19 protein-coding genes and 1 riboswitch are annotated in these 25,014 nt (G+C 67.8%); of the genes, 9 read left to right on the top strand and 10 right to left on the bottom strand.

Annotated elements, in window-relative coordinates:
- Positions 1 to 206: 206 nt before the first annotated feature.
- The 3 genes from LU699_RS07630 to LU699_RS07620 are packed head-to-tail and all read left to right on the top strand — an operon-like array spanning position 207 to position 3,832.
- Positions 207 to 1,568 (top strand): hypothetical protein, encoded by a 1,362-nt coding sequence (locus tag LU699_RS07630; RefSeq protein ID WP_232136318.1) that lies wholly within the window; start codon positions 207 to 209, stop codon positions 1,566 to 1,568.
- Positions 1,568 to 2,293: an SDR family NAD(P)-dependent oxidoreductase gene (locus LU699_RS07625; protein WP_232136317.1), complete on the top strand. Its 726-nt coding sequence runs from the start codon at positions 1,568 to 1,570 to the stop codon at positions 2,291 to 2,293. The genes LU699_RS07630 and LU699_RS07625 overlap by 1 nt, the downstream gene beginning before the upstream one ends.
- 39 nt (positions 2,294 to 2,332) lie before the next feature.
- Complete coding sequence (locus LU699_RS07620; protein WP_232136316.1) at positions 2,333 to 3,832, top strand: MFS transporter; 1,500 nt, start codon at positions 2,333 to 2,335, stop codon at positions 3,830 to 3,832.
- A 12-nt stretch (positions 3,833 to 3,844) separates the two neighbouring features.
- On the opposite strand, the gene LU699_RS07615 is transcribed toward LU699_RS07620, so the two are convergent.
- The 4 genes from LU699_RS07615 to LU699_RS07600 all read right to left on the bottom strand — a co-directional run bounded on the left by LU699_RS07615 (position 3,845) and on the right by LU699_RS07600 (position 9,529).
- Positions 3,845 to 5,245, bottom strand: coding sequence for a PepSY-associated TM helix domain-containing protein (locus tag LU699_RS07615; RefSeq protein ID WP_232148510.1), 1,401 nt, complete (start codon positions 5,243 to 5,245; stop codon positions 3,845 to 3,847).
- Positions 5,246 to 5,247: 2 nt separating this feature from the next.
- A complete protein-coding gene (locus LU699_RS07610; RefSeq protein ID WP_232136313.1) occupies positions 5,248 to 7,479 on the bottom strand; it encodes a TonB-dependent receptor in 2,232 nt (743 codons plus the stop codon).
- A gap of 112 nt (positions 7,480 to 7,591) precedes the next feature.
- Positions 7,592 to 7,996 carry a DUF2946 family protein gene (locus tag LU699_RS07605; RefSeq protein ID WP_232136312.1) on the bottom strand — a complete coding sequence of 135 codons (405 nt, stop codon included), beginning with the start codon at positions 7,994 to 7,996 and terminating at the stop codon, positions 7,592 to 7,594.
- Between the two features lie 72 nt (positions 7,997 to 8,068).
- Entirely contained in the window at positions 8,069 to 9,529 is a 1,461-nt protein-coding gene (locus tag LU699_RS07600; protein WP_232136310.1) for an aldehyde dehydrogenase, read from the bottom strand.
- 196 nt (positions 9,530 to 9,725) lie between these two features.
- On the opposite strand from LU699_RS07600, the gene LU699_RS07595 reads away from it, so the two are divergent.
- The 3 genes from LU699_RS07595 to metE all read left to right on the top strand — a co-directional run bounded on the left by LU699_RS07595 (position 9,726) and on the right by metE (position 13,154).
- On the top strand, positions 9,726 to 10,346 hold the full coding sequence (locus LU699_RS07595) for a TetR/AcrR family transcriptional regulator (RefSeq protein WP_232136309.1): 621 nt from the start codon (positions 9,726 to 9,728) through the stop codon (positions 10,344 to 10,346).
- Positions 10,347 to 10,421: 75 nt separating this feature from the next.
- Positions 10,422 to 10,656, top strand: a riboswitch (cobalamin riboswitch).
- Positions 10,621 to 10,863: a hypothetical protein gene (locus LU699_RS07590; RefSeq protein WP_232136308.1), complete on the top strand. Its 243-nt coding sequence runs from the start codon at positions 10,621 to 10,623 to the stop codon at positions 10,861 to 10,863. Its footprint overlaps the riboswitch before it by 36 nt.
- Positions 10,860 to 13,154: a 5-methyltetrahydropteroyltriglutamate--homocysteine S-methyltransferase gene (metE, locus tag LU699_RS07585; RefSeq protein ID WP_232136307.1), complete on the top strand. Its 2,295-nt coding sequence runs from the start codon at positions 10,860 to 10,862 to the stop codon at positions 13,152 to 13,154. The genes LU699_RS07590 and metE overlap by 4 nt, the downstream gene beginning before the upstream one ends.
- A gap of 56 nt (positions 13,155 to 13,210) precedes the next feature.
- Here metE and LU699_RS07580 read toward each other — a convergent pair whose 3' ends face one another.
- Together LU699_RS07580 and LU699_RS07575 are read right to left on the bottom strand one after the other, a co-directional pair.
- On the bottom strand, positions 13,211 to 14,263 hold the full coding sequence (locus LU699_RS07580) for a FecR family protein (RefSeq protein WP_232136306.1): 1,053 nt from the start codon (positions 14,261 to 14,263) through the stop codon (positions 13,211 to 13,213).
- On the bottom strand, positions 14,260 to 14,820 hold the full coding sequence (locus LU699_RS07575; RefSeq protein WP_232580540.1) for an RNA polymerase sigma factor: 561 nt from the start codon (positions 14,818 to 14,820) through the stop codon (positions 14,260 to 14,262). The genes LU699_RS07580 and LU699_RS07575 overlap by 4 nt, the downstream gene beginning before the upstream one ends.
- Before the next feature lie 194 nt (positions 14,821 to 15,014).
- Between LU699_RS07575 and LU699_RS07570 the strand changes: the two genes are divergently transcribed.
- Both LU699_RS07570 and LU699_RS07565 read left to right on the top strand, forming a co-directional pair.
- The gene (locus LU699_RS07570; RefSeq protein WP_232136304.1) at positions 15,015 to 18,017 is read left to right on the top strand and encodes a TonB-dependent receptor domain-containing protein; all 3,003 of its coding nucleotides are present in this window, start codon (positions 15,015 to 15,017) and stop codon (positions 18,015 to 18,017) included.
- Positions 18,018 to 18,045: 28 nt separating this feature from the next.
- Positions 18,046 to 20,001: a prolyl oligopeptidase family serine peptidase gene (locus LU699_RS07565; RefSeq protein ID WP_232136303.1), complete on the top strand. Its 1,956-nt coding sequence runs from the start codon at positions 18,046 to 18,048 to the stop codon at positions 19,999 to 20,001.
- A 59-nt stretch (positions 20,002 to 20,060) separates the two neighbouring features.
- On the opposite strand, the gene LU699_RS07560 is transcribed toward LU699_RS07565, so the two are convergent.
- The 3 genes from LU699_RS07560 to LU699_RS07550 all read right to left on the bottom strand — a co-directional run bounded on the left by LU699_RS07560 (position 20,061) and on the right by LU699_RS07550 (position 22,790).
- A complete protein-coding gene (locus tag LU699_RS07560) occupies positions 20,061 to 20,864 on the bottom strand; it encodes a MetQ/NlpA family ABC transporter substrate-binding protein (RefSeq protein ID WP_232136302.1) in 804 nt (267 codons plus the stop codon).
- A gap of 244 nt (positions 20,865 to 21,108) precedes the next feature.
- Positions 21,109 to 21,786 carry a methionine ABC transporter permease gene (locus LU699_RS07555; protein ID WP_232136300.1) on the bottom strand — a complete coding sequence of 226 codons (678 nt, stop codon included), beginning with the start codon at positions 21,784 to 21,786 and terminating at the stop codon, positions 21,109 to 21,111.
- The gene (locus tag LU699_RS07550) at positions 21,783 to 22,790 is read right to left on the bottom strand and encodes a methionine ABC transporter ATP-binding protein (RefSeq protein ID WP_232136298.1); all 1,008 of its coding nucleotides are present in this window, start codon (positions 22,788 to 22,790) and stop codon (positions 21,783 to 21,785) included. The genes LU699_RS07555 and LU699_RS07550 overlap by 4 nt, the downstream gene beginning before the upstream one ends.
- Positions 22,791 to 22,966: 176 nt before the next feature.
- Between LU699_RS07550 and LU699_RS07545 the strand changes: the two genes are divergently transcribed.
- Positions 22,967 to 23,860, top strand: a complete 894-nt coding sequence (locus tag LU699_RS07545; RefSeq protein ID WP_269781354.1) for a fructose bisphosphate aldolase — start codon at positions 22,967 to 22,969, stop codon at positions 23,858 to 23,860.
- A gap of 625 nt (positions 23,861 to 24,485) precedes the next feature.
- Here the strand turns inward: LU699_RS07545 and mntR are convergent.
- The gene (gene mntR, locus LU699_RS07540) at positions 24,486 to 24,956 is read right to left on the bottom strand and encodes a manganese-binding transcriptional regulator MntR (RefSeq protein ID WP_232136296.1); all 471 of its coding nucleotides are present in this window, start codon (positions 24,954 to 24,956) and stop codon (positions 24,486 to 24,488) included.
- Between the last annotated feature and the right edge of the window lie 58 nt (positions 24,957 to 25,014).

Raw genomic sequence — 25,014 nt, 5'->3', positions numbered from 1 at the left:
GCAGGTCGGGGTCGGTGGATCGGAGCCGGCAGGGCGGCGGACAGCATAGGCGTTCGGGTCGACTGGCGTGCCCCGCCGGGACTGTGCCCGCGCCGCGGGCTGCGCACAGCGCGCCTGAGAGCGGGCTGTACGCGGTCGGGCATCGTCACACCATTCGGGCACTTCCAAACATACCATTCGTCCGGTTTCCTTAGGACGACCCGACGATGAAGCCCACCCTGATTCCGCACAGCCCGTTCATGCCTTACGACAAGGACGTGTCGTTCTACAGCACTTCGTTCGGCCACCTGACGCCTTGGGAGTTCTCGGGCTGGAAGTCGGAATCCATGTCCTGGAAGACGGGCTGCTATCTGCATGCCGGCCTCAATCCGAACTTCCGCAACCGCGTCACCGGGCCGGACGCGTTGCGTCTGATCCAGGACGCGGGCATCAACGATTTCACCCGCTTCTCGATCGGCGCGTCCAAGCACGGCGTGATGTGCAACGCGCTCGGCAACACGATGGCCGAGGGCATGATCCTGCGGCTCGGCGAAGACGAGTTCGAGCTCATGGGCCACGGCCCCTATGTCGACTATCTGGTCGAATCGGGCGGTTACGACGTCAAGTCCGAGAACCTGGATGCGAAGACGTTCCTGTTCCAGATCGCGGGCCCACGCTCGCTCGACGTCATGGAGGCGCTGACCGGTGAAAGCCTCAAGGATCTGCGCTTCCTGTGGCACCGCCCGAGCCGCATCCGTCGCGACGGTCTGCTCAAGCGCGACATCGACATCCGCGTCTACCGCCTCGGCGTCTCGCGCACGCTCGCCTACGAAGTGCATGGCGACATCGCCGATGCGCAGGCGGTGTACGCGGCGATCCTGCAGGCCGGCGCGCCGTTCGGGATCGAGCGCCTCGGCATGCAGGGCTACGGCCTGAACCACACCGAGGGCGGCTTCGCCCAGTCCTTCATCCACTATCTGCATGCCTGGACCGAGGACGGCGAATTCATGCACTTCCTCGGCGAGCAGTTCGGCGAGATCACCGCCGTTCTGCCCGGCAGCGCTGGCCCGGACATCACCAAGCGCTATGCCAATCCCTACGAGCTGGGCATCGGCCACCTGATCACGTTCGATCATGATTTCCGCGGCCGCGAAGCGCTGGAGAAAATTGCCCGGTCACCACGCCGTCAGATCGTGACGCTGGAGTGGAACCAGGACGATGTGCTCGAAGTCTACGCCTCGCAGTTCCGCCCGGACGGCGACGTGCAGTTCATGGATTTCGCCGCCAATCCGATCTGGCAGGGGTATCTGTCGCAGCACTTTGCCGATGACGTATTCGTCGGTGAGCGTCTCGTCGGCATGTCGAGCGGCCGGATGTTCAGCTACTACTACAGGCAGATGATTTCACTGGCGATCGTCGAGACCGCGCACGCGAACCCGGGCGACGCGCTCGAAGTGCTGTGGGGCGAACCGGGCACGCGACAGAAGCGCATCCGCGCCGTGGTGCGGCGTTTCCCCTACATCGATCTGCCGTTCAACCGGAACATCGACACCAGCGTCGTCCCGCCCGCGGTCGAACAGGAATCGTGATGCAGAAGGTCATCGTCATTTTCGGTGCGGGCACCGGTCTGGGGCTGTCCGTCGCGCGCCGCTTCGGTCGCGAAGGCTACGCCGTGGCACTCGTCGCGCGACGCCTGGGGCCGCTCGACACGCTCGTATCCGCGCTCGAATCCGAAGGCATCACCGCTGCCGCATTCCAGGCCGATCTCGCGCAGGAAGAACAGATCTGGCGCGCCGTCAGCCAGGTTGAGGACCACTACGGGCACATCGACGCGATCTACTACGCGCCGGCCACGGCCAATGCGTTCGATCCCGCGCTCGACATGACACCGGCCATGCTCCGCGCGCAGCTGGAGTTCCTGTTCCTGGGGCTGGTCGCGAGCATCCAGGCCGCGTTGCCTTCGATGCGCAGCCGCGGTGGCGGCGCGATTCTCGCCGGCTTCGGCGGCACCGCGTCGCAGGGCCTGCCTTTCATGAGCGGGCCCGCGCCTGCGCAGGCGGCGGTCCGCAACTATCTGCAATCGCTGCATGGCGAACTACAGCCCGACGGCATCCACGTCGCGATGGCCAACATCTCAGCCGTCATCCGCGACAGCGCGTATCACCAGTCCATGGATGCGGCACCGGCGGCCGTGCCCGGCGACTTCGAGATGCCGATCGTCGATCCGGCCGACATTGCCGACGACCTCTGGCATGCCGCATCAATGCGCGAGGGGCTGGAATTCTTCTATCCGGCCCCGGCGCCTGCCGCGTAATCACGACCCCTCGCCGCACCACATTCTTCGAGTCTTTCCATGCCCACCCACAACCGCTGGCTCGTCCTGCTGATCGTCTCGACGGCACTGTTCCTGATCACCATCGACGTCACCGTGCTCTACACCGCGCTGCCGCGGCTGACCCACGACCTCGGCGCGACGAACGCGCAGAAGCTGTGGATCGTCAACGCGTATCCGCTGGTGATGGCAGGCCTGCTGATGAGCACCGGCACGCTGGGCGACCGCATCGGTCACCGGCGGATGTTCCTGGCTGGTCTCGCGGTGTTCGGCATCGCGTCGCTCGCGGCGGCGTACGCACCGAATCCGCAGCTGCTGATCGCGGCGCGCGCGCTGCTCGCAGTCGGCGCCGCGGCGATGATGCCGGCCACGTTGTCGATCATCCGCATCGTCTTCACCGATGATCGCGAACGCAATCTCGCGATCGGTGTGTGGGCGGCTGTGGCATCGGGCGGCGCGGCGTTCGGGCCGGTCGTGGGCGGCGTGCTGCTCGAATACTTCTGGTGGGGCTCGGTGTTCCTGATCAACGTCCCCGTGGTGTTGCTGGCGCTCGCGCTGACGCCGAAGCTGGTCCCTGCGATCCCGGGAAATCCGGACCGCACCTGGCAGATTTCGGGCGGCCTCGTCGTCATGGTGGGTCTGGTCGGCACGATCTACGCGATCAAGGAATTCGGCAAGCTCGAACCGTCGATGCTGACCGCGATCATCGCGGGCGTCGTCGGACTCGGCTTCCTCGTGTGGTTCGTGCGCATGCAGCGGGCGATGGCTGCGCCGATGGTCGACTTCGCGCTGTTCCGGCATCCGGTGTTCCGCGCGGGCGCGATCGGCGCGGCGATCTCGATGTTCGTGATGATCGGGGTGCTGCTGGTCTTCACCCAGCGCGTCCAGTTGGTATCGGGAATGACGCCGTTGCAGGCCGCGTTCGCGATCATGCCTTTGTCGCTCGCGTCCCTGTTCGCCGGTCCGTTGACCGGGCTCGTCGCCCAGCGGCTGGGCCACGCACGCGTGGTGTGGCTGGCGCTACTCGTGGCCGCGCTGGGCCTGCTGGGACTGATCTTCACCTACGACGGTTCGATGCTCGCCCGGTTCGTACCACTGGTCGCCATCGGGTTCGGCCTCGGCGCCACGATGACCGGCGCATCGGGCGCGATCATGCTCAACGCACCGGAACAACAGGCCGGCATGGCGGCGTCGATCGAAGAGGTGTCCTACGAGATCGGCAGCACCGCCGGCGTCGCGATGCTCGGCAGCCTGATGACGTGGATGTACGCGCGCAGCTTCATCCTGCCCGACGGCGTCGAGACACCGGCGCTCGCGCGTGACGGCATCGACCAGGCAATTCTCGCCGCCGAGTCGATGGCGCCCGATCTCGCAAGCCGTGTGCTGTCAGCCGCGCAGTTCGCGTTCGATCAGGGCTTCGTCGCGACGCTGTGGCTGTCGGTGATCGCGATTACCATCGCGGCCGTCGCGATCGCGGTGTCGGCCCGGAACGCCGGCACCGCGGGCCATCGCAGCCACTGACGGCCGCACACTTCAGTCGAGCCAGCGCAGCGCCGGAATGCGCGGCCGCAGCCAGCGGTCGATTACGAACACGACAACCATCGAAGCCGCGAGCAACGGCAACAGCAATGCGGTCGCGACGATCAAGCCGAGCAGCACGCGTGTCGGCGTGGGGCGCGCGGTCCGTGGCGCGCCGAGACGTCCGGCGGGTCTCCGGCGCCACCACATCACCAGGCCGCTGACCGCCAGGCCGACGACACCGATGCACGCGGCCAGCATCACGAGCTGGTTCGCGCGACCGAAGTAGTTGCCCATGTGCAGCTGCACGCCCAGCTCGATCGTCTGCGCCATGCGGCCGTAGTCGGCGAAACCGGCACTGACCAGCAGCGCGCCGTCGCGATCGAAGTGCCAGGTGATCTGTCCCTGCGGACGATCCGGGTAGGTGTAGGCCATCAACGCACCGCGCGCGTCGGCGGGCAGGAACACGCGCAGATCGTCCTGCGTGCCTGCGCTCCGCACGTGGGCGATGGCGCGCTCCAGTCCGTCCGGTGTCCATGCGCGCGGCGTGCCCGACTGCGCGGCGGGTGGTGCGTGATGGCCGTGATGCGTGTCCGGCGAGACCGATGGCAGTGGCGCCTGCTGCAGCGTCCAGGGCACGTCGTTGAAGTCGCTGCCGACCGTCGGCGCATCGACCGCGGCGTAGCGTCGATACACCGGCGGATAGCCTTCGCCGATCAGTTCCGCTCCGCCTCGGATCCAGCCGCCCCAGAACGCCGCCCACGGCAGACCTGTGAAGATCAGGAACAGGACCAGCAGCGCGACCCACAGACCGACCGCGGTGTGCAGCGACGTCCAGAACGCGCGTCCGCGCGCCCGCAGGTCCGGCAGCAACGCACGCCATGCGCGGCGGCCGTCGCTTGGCCAACCGAGATACAGACCAGACACGATCAGCAGCACGGCCCAGCACGCGGCGAGTTCCATCATGTAGCGGCCGAAGCTGCCGAGCATCAACGAACCGTGCAGCCGGTCCGCGATGCCGACCAGCGTGCGCGCCGGGACCAGTGTGCCCAGCAGCGTGCCGCTGCCGGGATCGACGAAGGCGACGCGCGTGTCGCCCTCGACCGTCGCCAGATGCACGCGCGCGCTGCGCGTGCGATCGCTCGGCACATCGATGCGCGTCGCGGTCGCGTCGTCGACGCCGGCTTCGGCGGTGTCGATCATCGCCGCGAGCGCAACACGCTCCGACCACGGCGCTGGTGCGAAGCGGAGTTGCGGATAGAGCGCGTCGTCGAGTTCGTCATTGAACAGATACACGGCGCCGGTCACCGCGAGGATGACCAGAAATGGTGCGACGAACAGGCCGGCGTACAGATGCCAGCGCCAGAACATCCGGTAGCGATCACCGGCATCTGCAGACTTCGGAAGACGGGCCATCGTCAGAACCGCGTGCGCAGGGTCATCTCGACGCTGCGCGGCGCGCCGAGATAGACGTGGGTGGCCGGATAGCCGGAATACTCGCCGTAGAGCGCGTCGCCGAGGTTGCGCACGCGCAGCGCCAATGAGGCGCGGCTCCAGTCGTAGCTCGCCCAGGCATCGAACGTGGTGCGGCCGCGGACATGGATCGTGTTCGCGTTGTCGGTGTAGAAGCCGCCGGCGTGATGGCCGCTGGCGCCGATCGACACCGGCACGCCTGCGAACCGGTAGGTGCCGACGAGCATCGCGGTGCCGTTGGGCACGTTGCCTGGACGGTTGCCACGGCGATCCACACCGCCGGCTTCGATCAGCTCGTCGAAGCGCGCGCGTCCCCATGTGGTCGATGTTTCCAGGCGCAGGCCGCGCGTGGCCTGCAGATCCGCCGACAGTTCGAGTCCCTGCGAGAACTGGCGTCCGCCCTGCACGCTGATCGACGGATTCGCCGGGTCGCGGGTCAGGATGTCGTCGCGTTCGATCCGGTACGCGGCGGCGGTCAGCGACAGGCGTTCGTTCCAGGCATCGGCCTTGATGCCGATCTCGGCGGACTTCGCGTCGGTGAGATCGAAGATGCCCGATGCGGTCTGGATCGTGAGCAGGCTCGACACCGGACTGGCCGCGGTGGAGAACTGGCCGTAGAGCTGCACGTGGTCGCGCAGATCGAGCACGCTGCCCACGCGCCACGACAGCGGCGAGTAACGCGGCGAGAAGATGGTCGTCGCACCGGTGATGCGGTTATCGATGCTGCGCTCCAGATCGATCCGCTCGTAGCGCAGGCCGCCGACCAGCAGCCAGCGCGGCGTGAAATTGAACGCGTTCTCGACGAACACCGCGCGCGTACGCAGATCGGTGCGGAACAGCTGGTCACTGGTGTAGACCGGCGAATCCGCATCCGGGAACACGCCCACATCCGGATCGACCGGCGTGACCGGCGTGGTACTGCCGCTCTGACGCGGATTGACGAAATCGGTGCCGTTGAGTTCGACGCCCGCGGTGAACCGGTTGCGGCGGCCTTTGAGCGGTCCGTCATAGGACAGCGCCAGACGCTCGTTCCAGAACCGGTGATCGTGGAACACACGTTGCGCGCCACGCGCGTACTGGCCGGTGCCGCGGTTGTAGAGCCAGTCGTCGGAATAGACGAAGTCGCGATCCGCCCGGTACCAGGCCAGATCGTTGCGGAGCTTCCAGTTGTGCGTCAGGTCCAATGCCACGTTCCAGCGCAGCAGATCGCTGCGTGCACCGGTGTGCGCGCCGATCGGGTTGTAGTTGACGTGGCGCGTGGCCGCGTCGATCACCAGTCCGTTCGCACTGCGCACCACACGCGACGGTGTGATGGCGTCCTCGATTGCCACCATCGGCGAGCCCTGGTAGGTGCCGGTGCTGTCGTCCTCGGCGTGTTGCCAGGACAGCAGCATCGACAGTGCGTCGTGCGGCGACCACGCCATGCTGGTCGACAGCGTCGACATCTCGACCCGGTTGTGTTCGATGTCGTAGAGGCTGTCGGACCGCAGACCACTGGCATCGAGTCGCAGCGCCAGCGTGTCCGACAGCGGCTGGTTGATGCCGAACCCCGCGCGGCGGGTATTGAAGCTGCCGAACCCGAGCATGGCGTCGATCACCTGTGATTCCGTGGTCGGCCGACGCGAGACCAGATTGATCGCGCCGCCCATCGTGCCCTCGCCGTAGAGCACCGAGGCCGGTCCGCGCAGCACTTCGACGCGCTCCAGTCCCCAGGTGTCGACATCGCGGGTGACGAAGGTCGAGGCGCCGATGCGCACGCCGTCGTGCAGTACCGAGATGGTGTTGCCGCTGAAGCCGCGCAGCGTCACCACCGCAGGATTGCCGGGGACGTTGCCGACCATCGCGCCATCGGCCAGCTCAAAGACTTCGCGGGTGGTGCGCGCGCCCTTGCGGGCGATCTCCTCGCGGCCGATCACCTGCAGCGATGCAGGTGTTTCACGTTGCGACAGCCCGAGCCGGCTGCCGGTTTCCTGCGGCGTGTCGAGCGTGCGCAGGCGCTGGCCCTGCACCTGCAGGGTGTCGAGCGTTGTCGCCTGCCGTGTGGCGTCTGTCGACGACTGGGCGGATGCCGGCGCCACCACTGCGGAGGCGATCAGGCTGGCGAGCAGGGAGACCGCAGGCGTTGTACGAAACAGGGTGTCGGCCGGCGCAGGCCGGTCAGTTGCGGAACGGAACATGTGGGCATCCAGTGCGGGTGCGGCGCGGCATGGACACGCGCGCACGGGCGAGACCACGCACGCGCGGTCATCGCAGGAAAAATGGCGACCGGAGCGGTCGCCGCAGCTCAGCTCAGGCCGCGAGTGGCGGGCCGCGTGAGCCGAGTCCGCAGGGATGGCGTTCGACCCGCCGGAACGCATGCACGACGCGTGCGCGCTGCGGCACATGCAGCAGGCGCGCGATCGCGAACCACAACACGGCGAGCAGCGCGGCGGCGAGCAGCGGGCAGTAGCCGCATTCCTGCATGTCGACATGCGCCGACGGCGCCGGGCGCGGCGCATCGTCGAGCAGGCTGTGGGGATCGACGATGCTGACGAGCTTGTCGCTGCCCATCGTGCACATCTCCATCAGGATCATGCGCGGCGCGCCGTCGTGCGCATGCGCGATGCGTCCGATCGACGGCAGCAACGCGAGCAGCAGCACGGCCGTCAGCGACAGCCATGCAAATGCCTTCCGGACTGAGCCCCCCGCAATCATCGCCGCAGTCTATCCGCTGCGATGCGGCGCGCCCGGCCGCTCTACTGCGACCTTTCGTCGCAGAGCTGCCACTCAGACGATGCTGATCGTCTTCACTTCCAGATAGCTGTGGAGGCCCTCTCGGCCCCCTTCGCGCCCCCAGCCCGAAGCCTTGAAGCCGCCGATCGGCATGGTCGGGTCGACGACGCTGCCATTGATCGTCAGGTTGCCGGTGCGGATGCGGCGGGCAACGCGCAGAGCACGCTCGGGATCGGAGGAGAACACCGAACCGCTCAGGCCGTAGGCGCTGTCGTTGGCGATGCGTACCGCATCGGCTTCGTCCTCATACGCCAGGATCGCCACCACCGGCCCGAATATCTCTTCCTGGGCGATGGTCATGTCCGGGGTGACGTCGGTGAACACCGTCGGCGCGATGTAGTAGCCGGTGTGGAGATGCGCCGGCCGGCCGCCGCCGAGCACGAGCGTCGCGCCTTCGGCCTTGCCGGTCTCGATGTACTGCAGCACGCGCTCGTACTGGCTTGCCTTCGACAGCGGCCCCATGAACACCTGCGGATCGGCCGGATCGCCGACGGTGAACATCGACAGCGCGCGGACGAGCAGTCCGGTGAATTCCTGCGCACGGGCCTTCGGTACCAGGATGCGCGTCAGCGCGAAGCAGACCTGGCCGGAGCTGGGCATCGAGTACATCGCGATGCTGGGCAGCGCCTTGTCGAAATCGGCGTCGTCGAGCAGCACGGCCGCCGACTTGCCGCCCAGTTCCAGGGTCACGCGGGCCAGGCGCTCGGCGCAGATCGAGGCGATGCGCTTGCCCGCCGCGGTGGAGCCGGTGAAGGCGACCTTGTCGATGCCCGGGTGACGCACGAGGTACTCGCCGACCTCCGCGCCCGCGGGCACCAGGTTGAACACGCCGTTCGGCAGGCCCGCGGCCTCGAGGCATTCGGCCAGCACATAGCCTTCCAGCGGCGTTTCCGGTGACGGCTTGGAGACGAAGGTACAGCCGGCGGCCAGACCGGCGGCGATCTTGTAGCTCATCAGCACCATGGCTGCGTTCCACGGCGTGACCGTGGCGCAGACGCCGACCGGTTCGCGGCAGACCAGGGTGCGGCCGCCGTCGAGCCGCGTGCGCTCGTCGACGAAGCCGAAGCCGTCGCTCTCGAGCAGATCGGCGTAGTAGTGGAAGATCTTCGCGTTGTCGGGCACCAGCAGCCGCCCGATCGCGATCGGGGCGCCGATCTGCATGGTCCAGTCCTGGGCGATCTCCTCGGCCCGGCGCTCGATCTCCAGCGCGGTCCGGCGCAGCACCGCGGCGCGTTCGCTGGGCGTGGTGTGGGGCCAGGGCCCCGAGTCGAAAGCCTCGCGCGCAGCCGCCACGGCGGCGTCGATATCGGCCGGCGAGGCTTCGGGATAGTCCATGAGCGGCTGTTCGGTGACCGGCGAGATGATCCGGATCCGGCGATCGGACAGGGGCGCAACCCACGCGCCATCGATGAAAAATGTGCGCGGGACCCGCACACTCGTGCCATTGCTGTTCATGACGTGACTACTCCTTGGGGGGCTGCTCTCGAGCGTGATTGCGGACGGTCCGTGCTGTGTATCCAGTGGCGTGGCGTGCAGGCGCCACGGCGCCCGATCGGCGGACCGGGTGTAATAGTGACATAACTGTCATCATGACAAAGGTGTTTTTATGAAAGATCATCGGACCGGTGTCGCAGCCCAGCGGCGTGCCCGGATGCGCGCCACGCTGCTGCGTGCGGGCCTCGAAGTGATGTCACGCAAGGGCGTGGCCGCGACGACCATCGACGATGTGATCCGCCAGGCCAACGTGGCCCGGGGCAGCTTCTACAAGTACTTCGGTGGGGTGCCCGAGCTGGCAAGCGCCATCGGCGTGGCGGTTGCGCAGGAGATGATCCTGGCGCTGGAGGACGAGATGGACCGGATCCCGGATCCCGCCGCGCGCCTCGCGACCGGCCTGACCGGTGTGTTCTCGATGGCCCGTCGGCATCCCTTGCTGGCCCGCTTCCTGGTCCGGTCGGGCTGGCCGGTGGACGATTTCGGCGGACTGTTCCCGGAGAAGATCGGCAGCGCGATCACCCAGGGCATCGCCGAGGGCCGCTTCGTCGACATGCCGCTGCATGTCGCGATGGCGCTCGTGGGCGGCATTGCGATGGGCTGCATGCACGCGATCGCCGAGGGCGTCGCACACGAGGCCGCCGCCAGCGCGGTCGGGGTCGTTCTGCGTGGACTCGGCGTCGACAGTGCGCAGGCCGCGCGGATCTCGGCCGCCAGCGATGGCCCACTCGAATGGAAGACGGGCCCGCTGCTGGACAGCCTGGTCGCCGCCGGACCGTGAGCGCCGGCCACGCGCGGCCGGCGTGCCGGCGTAGCGCCCTGCGGCCCTCCGATTGACGCCCGCGCGCGACCGGCGTAACGTCGGCGCCGCCTTGGTTCCATCTCTGTATCAAGATATGGCGATGGATTAAAAGGGAAGCCGGTGCGTCGCGCTCGTCGCGGCAATTCCGGCGCTGCCCCGCAGCGGTAATTGGAAACGAACTCCGTCATCGCACTGGCGCCGTCACGGGTCGGGAAGCGACGGACAGTAGGCCCGCCACGCCTGTGGCCCGTCCATGAGCCCGAAGACCTGCCCTGGCCGTCCGCGCATGACCGCGCGGACGTTCGACCTGGACCTCCGCGGGGAGGTGACCGGTGCCATGCCGCGCATCCTGCGTGGTCGGCTCCGCATGTCCGCGCGCAGGCCCGGTTCGCCCGAGGGGGCGAAGGTCGCCTGCACGGTCCGTGGCGCGCATGCGCAGCGGCGCGCGGTCCTTCGTTCCTCAAGCATCCATCGCATTGAGGAGCACTACACGTGACACAGATCGGCAATCTCGGTTTTCCCCGCATCGGCGCACGCCGCGAACTCAAGCGTGCAGTCGAGGCGCACTGGCGCGGCGGTGATGCTGCCACGCTACAGGCCACCGCCCGCGAACTGCGGCTGCGGCACTGGACCCTGCAACGCGAGGCGGGCGTCGACCTGCCGCCCAGCAACGACTTCTCGCTCTACGACCAGGTGCTCGACGCCGCGTTCTGCGTCGATGCCATTCCCGGGCGCTATCGCGCGCTGGCCGATGCCGATCCACTGGCCGGCTACTTCGCGCTCGCACGCGGGCATCAACGCGATGGCATCGATCTGCACGCGCTCGAGATGACCAAGTGGTTCGACACCAACTACCACTACATCGTCCCCGAGCTGCACGCCGACCAGGCCTTCGCACTGCGCGACGACAAGCCGGTGCGCGAGTACCTGGAAGCCCAAGACGCCGGCATCGAGACGCGCCCGGTACTGATCGGTCCGGTCACGCTGCTGTGGCTGTCGAAGACCACCGACGGCAGCGACCGCTTCGCACTGCTCGAGCGGCTGCTGCCGGTGTACGCGGCACTGCTGCGCAAGCTGCACGACGCCGGCGCTGGCTGGGTGCAGATCGACGAGCCGGCCCTGGTGCTCGATCTCGATGACACCATGCGCGCGGCCTACCGTCGCGCCTACGCCGCACTCGCCGACATCGTGCGTCCGAAACTGCTGCTGGCGACCTACTTCGGCGCACTCGACGACAACCTCGAACTCGCCGCATCGCTCCCGGTCGACGGCCTGCATGTAGATCTGGTGCGCGGACGCGAACAGCTCGACGCCGTGCTGCACGCACTGCCGGCCGGTCGCACGCTGTCACTGGGGCTGGTCGATGGCCGCAACATCTGGCGCACACGGCTGGACGACGCGCTGGTGCTCGCACGCTATGCCGTCGAAGCGCGCGGCGCCGATGCGGTGCAACTCGCGCCCTCGTGTTCGCTGCTGCACGTGCCGGTGGATCTGAAGCAGGAGAAGGCGCTCGATCCCGAGCTGCGCGGCTGGCTCGCGTTCGCGACGCAGAAGCTCGACGAACTGCGCCTGATCGCCGATGCGCTGACCGATGCCGATGCGGCAGAGCCCAGCCTGGCCGAGGCGCGCGCCGCGATCGATGCGCGTCGCCAGTCGGCGCGTGTGCATCGCGCCGACGTCGCCGCACGCCTGCAGGCGATCCGTCCCGTTGATGCGCAGCGTCTGTCGGCCTTCGGCACGCGTCGCGTGGCCCAGGATGCCCTGCGTCCGCTGCCTGCGTTTCCGACGACGACGATCGGCTCGTTCCCGCAGACGCTCGAAGTCCGCGAAGCACGCGCGGCGCACAAGTCCGGCACGCTCAGCGATGCCGACTACGACGCCTTCATCGCCGCCGAGACCGCGAGTTGCGTGCGCGAACAGGAAGCATTGGGTCTCGACGTCCTGGTGCACGGCGAGTTCGAGCGCAACGACATGGTCGAGTACTTCGGCGAGCAGCTCGACGGCTTCGCCTTCACCAAGCTCGGCTGGGTGCAGAGCTACGGCTCGCGCTGCGTGAAGCCGCCGCTGATCTGGGGCGATGTCGCGCGGCCGGCGCCGATGACGGTGCGCTGGTCGACGTATGCGCAGTCGCTGACCGATCGTCCGATGAAGGGCATGCTGACCGGGCCGGTGACGATCCTGCAGTGGTCGTTCGTACGCGACGACCAGCCACGCGCCGCCACCTGCCGGCAGATCGCGCTCGCGCTGCGCGACGAAGTGATCGATCTCGAAGCGGCCGGCATCGGCGTGATCCAGATCGACGAACCTGCGTTGCGCGAAGGTCTTCCGCTGCGTCGCGCCGACTGGGCGGCATATCTGGACTGGGCGGTCGAGAGCTTCCGCATCAGCGCATCGGGCGTGGCCGACACGACCCAGATCCACACCCACATGTGCTACTCGGAGTTCAACGACATCATCGAAGCCGTCGCCGCGATGGACGCCGACGTGATCTCGATCGAGACCTCGCGCTCACGCATGGAACTGCTGGATGCCTTCGTGCGCTTCCGCTATCCCAACGGCATCGGCCCCGGCGTCTACGACATCCACTCGCCGCGCGTGCCCGACGTCGACGAGATGACGCGTCTCTTGGAGCGCGCGGCCGACCGGATTCCGCCTGCGCAGCTGTGGGTCAATCCGGACTGTGGCCTCAAGACACGTGGCTGGCCGGAGACACGCGCCGCGTTGCAGGCGCTGGTCGAAGCCGCACGCCGGATGCGAGCGCACACACCGGTGACCCGGGCCGCGTGACACAAGCGATGCGGCATGCGCTGGCGCTCCGCTGGCGCGTGCCGCATCGTCCGTTGCTAGCGGCGCGCCGTCGACCCTGACGGATGCCCGGCATCGAGCCGCATCACGCCGGGTGTGGAGACATCGATCCGGATGGGATGCAGCTTTGCCAGCGCGCCGACGAACGCATGGGGCGCATCGCTGCGGAACACGCCGGTCAGGCGGATGCCGTTCAACGCGGCGTCGTCGACCACCAGGCGCGCGTGGCTGTAACGGTTGAACTCCGCGACCGCGTCGGCGAGCGCCGTGTCCTCGAATACAAGACGTCCCGACAACCATGTCGGCGGCGCTGTATCCCGCATGGCAACGACGCGCGGTGCGTGCCCCGGTGCCAGTCGTGCGCGATGACCGGCCACCATCGGGACCGCCGGCGCATCCGTATCGTGGCCGGACACCGGCAGCAGATTCACCCGGCCTTCGATGAGCGTGACATCGAGTGCATCCGCACGCTGGTCCAGTTCGAATGTGGTGCCGACCACGCGGACGCTGCCGTGTGCGGTCCGGACATACATCGGCCGCCGTTCGTGCGCCACCTGGAAGAACGCCCGGCCACGCTCGAGGAACAGGCTGCGCTCGGTGTCGTGGTACGCGACCCGCAGACGGGTGTCGGTATCGAGCGTGATGCGGCTGCCATCGTCGAGCACGATCTCCCGATGCGCGCCGACTGCCGTGGCGTAGAGCGTGTCCTGCAGCATCGGCGGTGCCGGTGTCCACCATGCGCCGAAGATCGCGACTGCCAGCATTGCGGCCATACCGAGCCGCACGGCCCAGCGGCCGCCACGGGCGCGCGGGGCTGCGGGTCCGGGGGCTGCCGTGACCGGCGTCTGCACCGCCGCGACCGCGGCAAGCCGGGCGGCGATTTCCGGTTGCGCCGCGTGTGCGCCCAGACCCGACCACAGGCGTTCCAGCCGGGCATAGGCCGCGCGATGTCGCGCGTCTGCCGCCAGCCACTGTTGCCAGGCATGCGTCTCCTCGATGGTGACGTCGTCCGCGCGTTGACGGGCGAACCACGCGGCCGCCTGGCGTCGCACGGGATCGCCGCCCTCGATCAGTTCGAGCTTTGCAGTCATGCCTCGCCCAGTGTCGCGTCCAGGTGCATCAGGGCCCGCATCATGTGTTTCTCCACCGCGCTTGTACTGATCCCGAGTCGCTTGGCGATGGCGCTGTAGGTCAGTCCATCATATCGCTGCAGCAGAAACACGCTTCGACACCGGGGTGACAATTCGTCGAGCGCCTGCAGGAATGCCTGCAATCGCGCCCTGTCTTCGTAGACGCGCTCGCTGGAAGGTTCCTCACCCCGCCAGCCCAGAATCGCGCCCTCGATGGGCACGTGGTAGGCGACATGATGGCTGCGGTCCCGGCGGAAGCGGTCGCGCAGCAGGTTCGACGCGATGCGCAGCAGGAACGCCTCGGCATTGACCAGACCTGCCAGGCGTTGCGCAGGTTGCTGGGACAGCCGCGTGAGCGCGTCCTGGGTGAGATCTTCCGCATCTTCCCGGGAGGTCAGATGGCGGGAGAAATAGCGCAGCAGCACAGGCCGGTAACGCTGCGCGAGTCGTTGGGTGGTCCGCACGTCCGTGTGCGGCAGGGCGTCTTCGGGCGCCTTGCCGGAGGCAGGGTGGGTCATCGAAATGTGTGGGGGCGAGCGACGGCTTGCTCACCCCCACCGTAGGACACCGGAGATGCGTCAGCAAGATGAGGGATTTGTGACGCGTTGCGTCTGCATGGATAGGGGGGGACACACGCCGCGTCAGGGACGGCCGGTATCCGATCACGACTTCAAGGGGTTTTTTCATGGCACGGGGATTGAACACACGCGGCATGCGCCGTTATTCGCGGCATCCACTGGTGCCGGCGCTGGCGATCGCGCTGGGTCTGGGGGGCGGCATGCTGGTCACCACCACTGCATGGGCGCAGGGCGCGCCGCAGGCGTACAGCATCGAAAGCCAGCCGCTGGGCGCGGCATTGAACCAGCTTGCACTGGCCGCTGATCGCCAGATCATGGTGTCGCCCGACCTGGTACGCGGCCTGACCGCGCCGGCCCTGTCCGGCCAGCACGCACTGGACGACGCACTTGCCCTCCTGCTTGCCGGGACCGGACTGCAGCACCGCCAGAACGCGGACGGCGTGATCCTCGTCTATCGCGCGGACGCCCCTGCGAACGAACCTGCAGCGGCGGCTGCCCCGCAGGCCGCGGTACAGGCGGACGGCGCGACCAATCTCGACGTGGTGCGGGTGTCGGGCTCGCGCATCGACCGCCCCGACTTCGTGTCACCGACGCCGATCCTGCCGATCAGCGCCGAAGAACTGAACCTGGACATGCGCACCAACGTCGGCGCCGCCCTCAACGACCTGCCGCAGTTCCGCGCGACCAGTTCGCCGCAGACCACCGGTTCGAACACGGGCGCCGGCAACGCGCCGGTCGACCTGCGCGGCCTGGGCATCAGCCGCACGCTGGTGCTGCTCGACGGCCGCCGCGTGTCGGGCGACAACGATCTCAACACCATTCCGTCGGTGCTGGTGAAGTACGTCGACGTGGTCACCGGCGGCGCTTCGGCGGCCTGGGGATCGGGCGCGGTCGGCGGCGTGGTCAACATCACACTCGACCACGATTTCGAGGGCCTGAAGCTCGGCGCGCAGGCGGGACGTTCCACGTTTTCCGACGGCGACGAGCGTCGTTTCGAAGGCGCGTGGGGCACCCGGTTCGCCAATGACCGCGGCCACCTACTGGTCGGTGGCGAGTTCCTCGACAACGACGGCATCGTGCCGCGCACTGCACGGCCACGCGCCGGACGCTGGTCGACGCTGACGATCAACGGCCAGCCCACACTGATGCCGGACGTGGGATTCGCCGACGCCGCGATCGGTGGCCTGATCGTCGGCGCCCGCGATGCCAACGGTGCCGTAGTGCCGGGGTTCGCGCTCAACGGCAAGGCCTTCAATCCGGACGGCTCGCTGCGTGACTTCGCATTCGGCACCCGTGTCGGTGCGCTGATGAGCGGCGGCGAAGGCCCGTCCAACGACAACTTCAGCCCGCTGAGCGCGCCGCAGAAGCGCTACTCCACGATGGCGAGCCTGCGGTACGACCTCACCGACGAGGTGCGCATGACCGCCGATGTCCGCCACTCGCGGATGTTCAACCACTACATCTGGTTCGGCGACCACAACCGCGGCAACCTCGCCATCGGCCGGGACAACGCCTTCCTGCCTGATGCCGTCCGCGCGGAGATGCTCGCTGCCGGTGCGACCACGCTGACGCTCGGCCGCTTCAACAACGACATCAACTATCCGCAGATCGATTTCGAGCGCAGGACCACCCAGGCCACGCTGGCATTCGATGGCTACGCCGGCGACAGCTGGCGCTGGAGCGCCTACTACTCGCATGGCGAGGCCGAGCAGAACTTCGACACGCCCGGCTTCGTGCTGCGCGACGAGTGGGCCAACGCGATCGACTCGGTGATCGATCCGGCGACCGGCAATCCGGTGTGCCGGGTGACGCTGGCCAATCCGGCGGTCGCCTGTGTGCCGATCAACGTGTTCGGCGAAGGCGCGCCCTCGCAGGCGGCGGCCGATTACGTGACCGGCACGCCCAGCCAGCGTTCGACGACCAGGCTCGACACCTTCGGCGCCAGCCTGCGCGGCGAACCGTTCCAGATGCCGGCCGGTGCCGCATCGGTCGCGGTGGGTGTCGAGGCGCGTCGCGAATCCATCGACCAGCGCGTCGGCGCGCTCGACGCGGCGAAGGCGTTCCGCTCCTTCAGCTTCAATCCGATGCAGGGCAGCTTCACGGTCAAGGAACTGTTCGGCGAGGTGCTGCTGCCGATCGCCAAGGACCGTCCGGTATTCAACGATCTCGGCATCAACGCCGCCGCGCGCGTGTCGGACTACTCCACCACCGGCGCGATCTGGTCCTGGAAGCTCGGTGCGACCAACGAGTTCTTTCCCGGCTTCCGCGGCCGCGTCGCACGTTCGCGCGACATCCGCTCGGCCAACCTGAGCGAACTGTTCACCACCAGCACCACCGGCTGGAGCTACGTGCTCGATCCGGTGACCCGCGACACCGTCTATGCGCTCAGCAACGGCGGCGGCAATCCGGACCTCGTGCCGGAAACCGCCGACACGCTGACCGCCGGCATCACTTGGTCGCCGCAGTCTGTCGAGGGACTCGATCTGTCGGTGGACTACTTCGACATCCGCATCCAGGACGTCATCACCACCGTGGGCTTGCAGGACATCCTCAACCGGTGCGCGGCAGGCAACGCGGCGATGTGCGCGCGTGTGGAGCGCGATGCGGGCGGCAACATCACCCGCATCGTGTCCACCTTCACCAATCTGTCGGAGTACAAGACCGACGGCGTCGATCTGGAAGTGGCGTACAAGCGGCCGGTCACCCTGTTCGGCACCGGCGGCACGCTGTCGGCCCGCACGCTGGCGAGCTGGATCAACAGCCTGACCACCGACGACGGCATCAACAGCATCGAGTACGTCGAGTCGCAGGGCTACGCGTTCGGACTGGGCGTGCCGAAGTGGCGTGCGGTGAGCAGCCTGGCCTTCAGCAGCGACCGCTTCTCGGCCAACGTGCGTGCGCGCTACATCTCCGCCGGCCAGTACGACCGCAACCAGGCGATCGTCAACGGCGCGATCGGCAGCTACGTCTACTACGACCTCGGCGCGAGTGCGCGTTTCGGCGAGGGTGGCCAGTTCGAGCTGTACGGCGCGATCAACAACGTCACCAACAAGCAGGCGCCGATCGCATCGACGTTCTCGCCGTACTACGACGTCATGGGGCGTTACTACACCGCAGGCCTGCGGCTGAAGTTCTGACCCTGCATCGATCACCCGGAGACAAGACATGAAGACCACGACCCGTGCGCTCTTCGGCCTTGCCCTGTCGGTGGCAGCGATGGCCGCGCAAGCGGCCGTCGCAGTCCCGGCAGCGGTGGTGGCCGATGGCGTCCCCGAGATTTCCGACGACATCGCCGCGCAGAGCCGGCCCTACCTGGAGTTCCGCAGCGCCGGCTTCCTGGGCTGGAACCCGGCCGACCGCTCGATGCTGGTCAAGACCCGCTTCGGCAGTACCGACCAGCTGTTCCAGGTGGCGCGTCCCGACGGCGCGCGTCGCCAGATCAGCTTCGAGAACGAGCCCACGCCCTTCGCGACGTACCCACCGGCCGGCAGTCCGGCGCTGGTGGTGCAGAAGGACGTCGGCGGCGACGAGTTCTACCAGCTCTACCGCCTCGACGCGGGCCGCCTCACCCTGCTCACCGACGGCAAAAGCCGCAACTGGTTCGGTGCGTGGAGCCATGACGGGCGCTGGCTGGGCTATTCGTCGACCCGACGCAACGGCACCGACGCCGATCTGTACGTGATCGACCCGCGCGATCCGTCGACCGATCGTCTCGTGGCCACGGTCAGTGGCGGCGGCTGGAACATCAGCGACTTCTCGCCCGATGGCCGCACGGCGCTGGCGATCAACCGCCGCTCGATCAACCATGCCGTGGTCGCCGAGATCACGCTCGCCGATGGCCGTCTGCGGCACCTCACCGACCCCGACGAGGCGGTGTCCTGGGCCGACGCGCATTACGCCAGTGATGGCGGCATCTGGGTGCTGTCGAACCGGGATTCGGATTTCGTCCGCCTGGGGCAGCTCGATCCCCGGTCGGGTGAATTCACCCCACGCAGTCCCGAGACACGCTGGGACGTCACCGACTACGCGCTCGCGCCGGACGGACGCTTCGTCGCCTACGCCATCAACGAGGCGGGCGTATCGCGATTGCGTGTGCTCGACCCGGCGCACGGCACGGTGCGCACCGTCGAGGACCTGCCTGCCGGTGTGCTGCACTGGAGCTTCGGCCAGCCACTGCAGATCGCGCCCTGGGGCGAGATCGGCCTGAGCCTGTCGGCTTCCGATGTGCCGGGCGATGCGTTCTCGGTGGATCCGGACACGCTGGCAGTGCGCCGCTGGACGGCGAGCGAAGCCGGCGGTCTGGACCTGTCGCACAACCGGGCGCCCGAGCTGGTCGAGATCGACAGCTTCGACGGCGAGTCGATGTCGGGCTTCCTCTACCGGCCCGACCCGGACCGGTTCCCCGGCAGGCGGCCGTTGATCGTCGACATCCACGGCGGCCCCGAGGGGCAGAGTCGCCCCGGGTTTCTCGGCACCGACAACTACCTCGTCAACGAACTCGGCATCGCGATCTTCCTGCCGAACGTGCGCGGCTCGTCGGGATACGGCACGCGGTTCCTCAATCTCGACAACGGCCCGTGGAAGCGCGAGGACTCGGTGCGCGACATCGGCGCCTTCCTCGATGCCCTGGCGCAGGATCCGACGCTGGATGCGGACCGCTTCGCGGTCTACGGATTCTCCTACGGCGGCTACATGTGCTACGCGTCCGCGGTCCACTACAGCGACCGGTTGCGTGCGGCGAGCTGCGCGGTGGCGATCTCCGATTTCGTGACGTTCTTGGAGAACACGCAGCCCTACCGCCAGGACCTGCGTCGGGTGGAATACGGCGACGAGCGGGAGCCCGACCAGCGCGCCAAGCTTGCCGAGATCTCGCCGCTGCGCAACGTCGACCGGATCCGCGTGCCGCTGCTCGTCGCCACGGGCGGCAACGATCCACGCGTCCCCGCATCGGAGGCCGAGCAGATCGTCGAAGCGGTCCGCGCCAACGGGGGTCTCGCCTGGCACGTGCTCGCGACCAACGAAGGTCACGGTTTCCACAAGCGCGAGAACCGCGACTACATCTTCTGGGCGGGCGTGACGTTCTGGCAGGACACGCTGCTCGGAGCCGCGGGCGACGAGTAAGCAGAACAAAACGCCGACGGCGCAAGCCGTCGGCGTCATCGCGTCGAACGGCGCGTCGATCAGAACGCCGGAATCACCGCGTCCTTGTACTTGCCCTGGATGAAGCTGCGCACGTCTTCGCTGGTCAGTGCGGCGATCAGCTTCTGCACGCGCGGGTCGTCGCGCTTGTCGGGGCGGCCGACGAGGAAGTTCACGTACGGCGAATCCTTGCCTTCGATCGCCAGCGCGTCCTTGCCGGGATCGAGGCCGGCATCGAGCGCGTAGTTGGTGTTGATCAGCGCGAGATCCACCTGGTCGAGCACGCGCGGCAGCATCGCGGCGTCGAGCTCGCGGAACTTGAGGTTCTTCGGGTTCGCGGTGATGTCACGCAGCGTGGCCAGCGCGTCATCCGGATCCCGCAGCGTGATCACGCCGCTGTGGTGCAGCAGGATCAGCGCACGGCTGTTGTTGCTCGGGTCGTTCGGGATCACCACGTCGGCGCCTTCGGGCACGGCATCGAGCGAGGTGTAGCGACGCGAGTACGCGCCAAAGGGCTCGATGTGCACGCCGACGAGCGTCGTCAGATCGGTGCCGCGGTCGCGGTTGTAGGCGTCGAGATACGGCTCGGTCTGGAAATAGTTGACGTCGATCTGGCCCTGCACGACCTGGTCGTTGGGCTGCACGTAGTCGTTGAAGATGCGCACCTGCAGATCGATGCCGTCCTTGGCCAGGAGCGGCTTCACCACTTCGAGAATCTCGGCGTGCGGCACCGCGGTCGCGGCGATCGTCAGACGTTCGCCATCGGCGCCGGACCCGGCACCGCCGCACCCGGCGAGGGCGGACAGCAAGAGGGCGGCAGTGGCGAGTCGGGGCAGCAGGGCCATGTCGGATCCGGTCGAGCGAGGGGCCGGCCAGTATCGGGGTCTGCGCGTGGGGATCGAGTGCGGGGGTGGAAATCAGTGTGTGGTGTGGCGGCGGCTCACGCTGGGGCGTGACGTTCGCAAGGTTCCCGTCATTCCGGCGAAAGCCGGAATCCAGCGGCTTGTGCGTTTCGCTGGGAGGCCCGAAGACACTGGATTCCGGCTTTCGCCGGAATGACGTGATGGGGGACGGCAGGCGACTGAGGCCCTAGCGCCGCGTGAACCGCGCCACCAGCCGGTCGCCGACCATCTGCAGTACCTGCACCATCACCAGCAGGGCGACGACGGTGACGACGGCCACATCCGTGCGCGAGCGTAGATAACCGTCGCGATATGCCAGATCACCCAGACCGCCGGACCCGATCGCGCCGCCCATCGCGGTGAAGCCGATCAGCGCGATCGTCGTCACCGTCGCGCCGGCGATCAGGCCTGGCAGCGCTTCGGGCAGCAGCACGCGCGTGACCAGCTGGCGCGTGGTCGCGCCCATCGCGAGGCTGGCTTCGACGACACCGCGATCGATCTCGCGCAACGCAGTCTCGACCAGGCGCGCGTAGAACGGCGCGGCGCCGACGACCAGCGGCAGGATCGCGCCGCGCACGCCGAGCGAGGTGCCCATGGCTTTGAGCGTGATCGGAATCAGCACGATCATCAGGATGATGAAGGGCACCGAGCGCAACAGGTTCACCACCAGCGAGAGCCCGCCATACAGCACCGGGCGCGCGTGCAACTGGCGCGGACCGGTGAGGTAGAGCAGCACGCCGAGCGGCAGGCCGATCAGCAACGTCAGCGGCAGCGAGCCGGCGAGCATCAACAGCGTATCGACCGTCGCCTGGCCGATCTCGACCCACTTGCCGGCATCGACGTTGGGCAGCAGCGGTGTGCTCATCGCGGCAGCTCCTGCACGTGCACGCCGGCGTCGGCGAAGCTTCGCGCGGCGGCGTCGAAGCGGTCGCCGGTCACCGCCAGCGTCAACTGGCCGTAGGGCAGACGTTTGATGCGGTCGATGCGGCCCGACAGGATCGTGTAGTCGATACCGGTCTCACGCGCGACGCGGCCGAGCAGCGGCTGCCACGTCGCATCGCCAGTGAAGGTCAGGCGCAGCAGACGGCCTTCGACATGCGCGATGTCGTCGTGCTGCGCATCCTCGTCGACGTCTTCGGATTCGGCGACGAAGCGCCGCGTGGTCGGATGCTGCGGATGCAGGAACACGTCGGTCACCGGGCCGCTCTCGACCAGATGTCCGGCATCGAGCACCGCGACGCGATCGCAGACCCGGCGCACGACGTCCATCTCGTGGGTGATGAGCACGATGGTCAGGCCGAGTTCGCGGTTGATGCCGTCGAGCAGCTGCAGTACCGAGGCGGTGGTCTGCGGATCGAGCGCGCTGGTGGCTTCGTCGCAGAGCAGGATCTTCGGCTCGGTCGCGAGTGCGCGCGCCACGCCGACGCGCTGCTTCTGGCCGCCCGAGAGCTGCGCCGGGAACTTGTCGCGATGCGCTTCGAGTCCCACGCGCACCAGCAGTTCCTGTGCACGCGTGCGCGCCTGCGCTTTCGACACGCCGGCCAGGCGCAGCGGAAACGCGATGTTGTCGATGACGGTCTTGGCCGACAGCAGATTGAAGTGCTGGAAGATCATGCCCACGCGCCTGCGCAGGGTGCGCAGGCCATCGCCGTCGAGCGTGTCGAGGCGCTGGCCGTCGACGGTCAGCACGCCGCCGCTCGGCGTTTCCAGCCCGTTGATCAGCCGCAGCAGCGTCGATTTGCCTGCGCCGGAATGGCCGACGATGCCGAACACCTCGCCGGCGTCGATCGTGAGATCGAGCGGATGCAACGCGACGGCTTCGCGCCCGGCGGCGGAATACGACTTGTGGATGCCTTCGAAACGGATCACGGGCGCTACGGGAGACTGCGGCCCGGCAGACTAGCAGGGCCGCGCGGTGGCAGCGTTTCGGCGGTGCGGGTGCTGCGTCCCGGTATCGGCACGGGCCTGTCCGCAAGGCGGTCGCAGCGGCAGGGCGGTATCATCGCGGGCCCGGGTTTCCCACCGATCGCACAGGACTCAAGCACGTGGCCGTGAATCAGGAACAACTGGACAGGATCAAGTCGGGCCAGGGCTTCATCGCAGCCCTCGACCAGAGCGGCGGCAGCACGCCCAAGGCGCTCAAGCTCTACGGCATCGACGAAACCGAGTACGCGGACGACGCGGAGATGTTCGGCCTCGTCCACGCGATGCGCACCCGCATCGTCACCAGCCCCGCCTTCACCGGTGAACGCGTGTTCGGCGCGATCCTGTTCGAGCGCACGCTCGACGACGCGTTCGAAGGTCAGGGCGCGGCCGAGTACCTGTGGAACACCAAGGGTGTCGTGCCGTTCCTGAAGATCGACAAGGGCCTGGAAGACGAAGCCGACGGCGTGCAGCTGCTCAAGCCGATCCCGGGCCTGTCGGAACTGCTCGCGCGGGCCAGGGCCAAGGGCGTGTTCGGCACCAAGGAACGCTCGGTCATCAAGCAGAACAACGCCGCCGGCATCGCCGCGGTGCTCGACCAGCAGTTCGAGCTCGGCCAGCAGGTGCTCGATGCGGGCCTGGTGCCGATCATCGAACCGGAAGTCGACATCAAGTCCGCCGACAAGGGCGACATCGAAATCACGCTGAAGCAGGGCCTGCTCGAGCGCCTCGACAAGGTGGCCCCGTCGACGCCGGTGATCCTCAAGCTCACGTTGCCGGAAGTCGATGGTTTCTTCCAGGAACTGGTCGAACATCCGAGCGTGCTGAAGGTCGTCGCGCTGTCGGGCGGCTACAGCCGCGACGACGCGAACGCGCGCCTGGCGAAGAACCCGGGCGTGGTCGCGAGCTTCAGCCGCGCGCTGACCGAAGGCCTGAGCGCGCAGCAGAGCGACGACGACTTCAACACCGCGCTCGACACGGCGATCGAATCGATCTATCGCGCTTCGGTGGCCTGAGTCGGCTTGGCCCGTCGTCCCGCGAAAGCCCTGGCCAAACTTCGCAGCGGTTCGTGCATCAATCCGTCGCCCCGGCGTAGGCCGGGGCCTAGGAGCGTGGGCGGCAGAAATGTTCGAGGCGAAAAGTTCGCTGCGCGAGGCCAGATTTTCGCCGGTTTGCAGGCTCGTAGTGGTGCTACGGGCCTGCAAACCGGCGAAAATCTGGCCTCGCGCAGCGGGCTTTGCAGCCCGGACGATTTCTGCCGCCCACGCTCCTAGGGACTTCCGTCCTGATCCCGCAAGTCACTGGATCCCGGCTTGACCAGACATGTGTCTGTTGAACGCCGCCGGGATGACGGGAAACATGCGTTCCCGATGCCTGCGACACCGTCGCCCCGCAAAAAGCTGGGGCCAGTTCGCAGCGGCTCGTGCATTCGCGCTCCGTCGCCCCGGCTTAGGCCGGGGCCCAGCGACTTCTGTCCTGATCCCGCAAGTCGCTGGATCCCGGCTTGACCGGACATGTGTCTGTTGAACGCCGCCGGGATGACGAGAAAGGCGCGGCGCGCGCTCTGCGTCCTCGTCCCGGCGAGGTCTTTTCCAAGGGCGGCCCGATCACTGGAAGACCGCCGCCGCTCCGATTTGCCGCCTACGCGCCCCGCGTCTGCACGAAGGCCTCGAACACCGCCAGGGTTTCCGGACTGACGTGGTGTTCGATGCCCTCGGCATCGCGACGCGCGATGTCGGGTGGCACGCCGAGTGCGACGAGGAAGGCCTCGACCGTCTGATGCCGCGCGCGACTGGCGCGGGCCAGCTTCTCGCCGGCGTCGGTCAGGAACGCGCCGCGATAGGGCTTCTGCAGCACCAGCCCATCGCGCACCAGGCGCTGCAGCATGCGCGCGACCGTCGGCTGGGCGACGCCGAGGCGCTCGGCGATGTCGACCTGGCGCGCCTCGCCGCCGTCGGCGATGAGATCCGAGATCAGCTCGACGTAGTCCTCCACCAGTTCGGCCCGGCGCGCCTCGCGCACCTGACGGAAGCTCTCGACCTGTACGTCGGCTTCCAGCAGGGGCGCGGGCTGGCCGGGTTTCGGTTTGCCGGGAGGGAGGGCTCTGACCATGAGGCGCCGTGTTCCGGCATTGCGTTCGATGGCGTGCATTGTCGCCAATTACGGCGGA

It is taken from the genome of Luteimonas fraxinea (assembly GCF_021233355.1).
In the GTDB taxonomy this organism is placed as follows: Bacteria; Pseudomonadota; Gammaproteobacteria; order Xanthomonadales; family Xanthomonadaceae; genus Luteimonas; species Luteimonas fraxinea.
Note: the sequence above shows the minus strand (reverse complement) of the source record. Positions and strands in the feature narration are given on the sequence as shown.

Excerpts from the sequence above, each read along its gene's own strand:
- LU699_RS07630 (WP_232136318.1), top strand. The coding sequence starts at position 207 with ATGAAGCCCACCCTGATTCCGCACAGCCCGTTCATGCCTTACGACAAG.
- LU699_RS07625 (WP_232136317.1), top strand. The coding sequence starts at position 1,568 with ATGCAGAAGGTCATCGTCATTTTCGGTGCGGGCACCGGTCTGGGGCTG.
- LU699_RS07620 (WP_232136316.1), top strand. The coding sequence starts at position 2,333 with ATGCCCACCCACAACCGCTGGCTCGTCCTGCTGATCGTCTCGACGGCA.
- LU699_RS07615 (WP_232148510.1), bottom strand. The coding sequence starts at position 5,245 with ATGGCCCGTCTTCCGAAGTCTGCAGATGCCGGTGATCGCTACCGGATG.
- LU699_RS07610 (WP_232136313.1), bottom strand. The coding sequence starts at position 7,479 with ATGTTCCGTTCCGCAACTGACCGGCCTGCGCCGGCCGACACCCTGTTT.
- LU699_RS07605 (WP_232136312.1), bottom strand. The coding sequence starts at position 7,996 with ATGATTGCGGGGGGCTCAGTCCGGAAGGCATTTGCATGGCTGTCGCTG.
- LU699_RS07600 (WP_232136310.1), bottom strand. The coding sequence starts at position 9,529 with ATGAACAGCAATGGCACGAGTGTGCGGGTCCCGCGCACATTTTTCATC.
- LU699_RS07595 (WP_232136309.1), top strand. The coding sequence starts at position 9,726 with ATGCGCGCCACGCTGCTGCGTGCGGGCCTCGAAGTGATGTCACGCAAG.
- LU699_RS07590 (WP_232136308.1), top strand. The coding sequence starts at position 10,621 with ATGAGCCCGAAGACCTGCCCTGGCCGTCCGCGCATGACCGCGCGGACG.
- LU699_RS07580 (WP_232136306.1), bottom strand. The coding sequence starts at position 14,263 with ATGACTGCAAAGCTCGAACTGATCGAGGGCGGCGATCCCGTGCGACGC.
- LU699_RS07575 (WP_232580540.1), bottom strand. The coding sequence starts at position 14,820 with ATGACCCACCCTGCCTCCGGCAAGGCGCCCGAAGACGCCCTGCCGCAC.
- LU699_RS07570 (WP_232136304.1), top strand. The coding sequence starts at position 15,015 with ATGCGCCGTTATTCGCGGCATCCACTGGTGCCGGCGCTGGCGATCGCG.
- LU699_RS07565 (WP_232136303.1), top strand. The coding sequence starts at position 18,046 with ATGAAGACCACGACCCGTGCGCTCTTCGGCCTTGCCCTGTCGGTGGCA.
- LU699_RS07560 (WP_232136302.1), bottom strand. The coding sequence starts at position 20,864 with ATGGCCCTGCTGCCCCGACTCGCCACTGCCGCCCTCTTGCTGTCCGCC.
- LU699_RS07555 (WP_232136300.1), bottom strand. The coding sequence starts at position 21,786 with ATGAGCACACCGCTGCTGCCCAACGTCGATGCCGGCAAGTGGGTCGAG.
- mntR (WP_232136296.1), bottom strand. The coding sequence starts at position 24,956 with ATGGTCAGAGCCCTCCCTCCCGGCAAACCGAAACCCGGCCAGCCCGCG.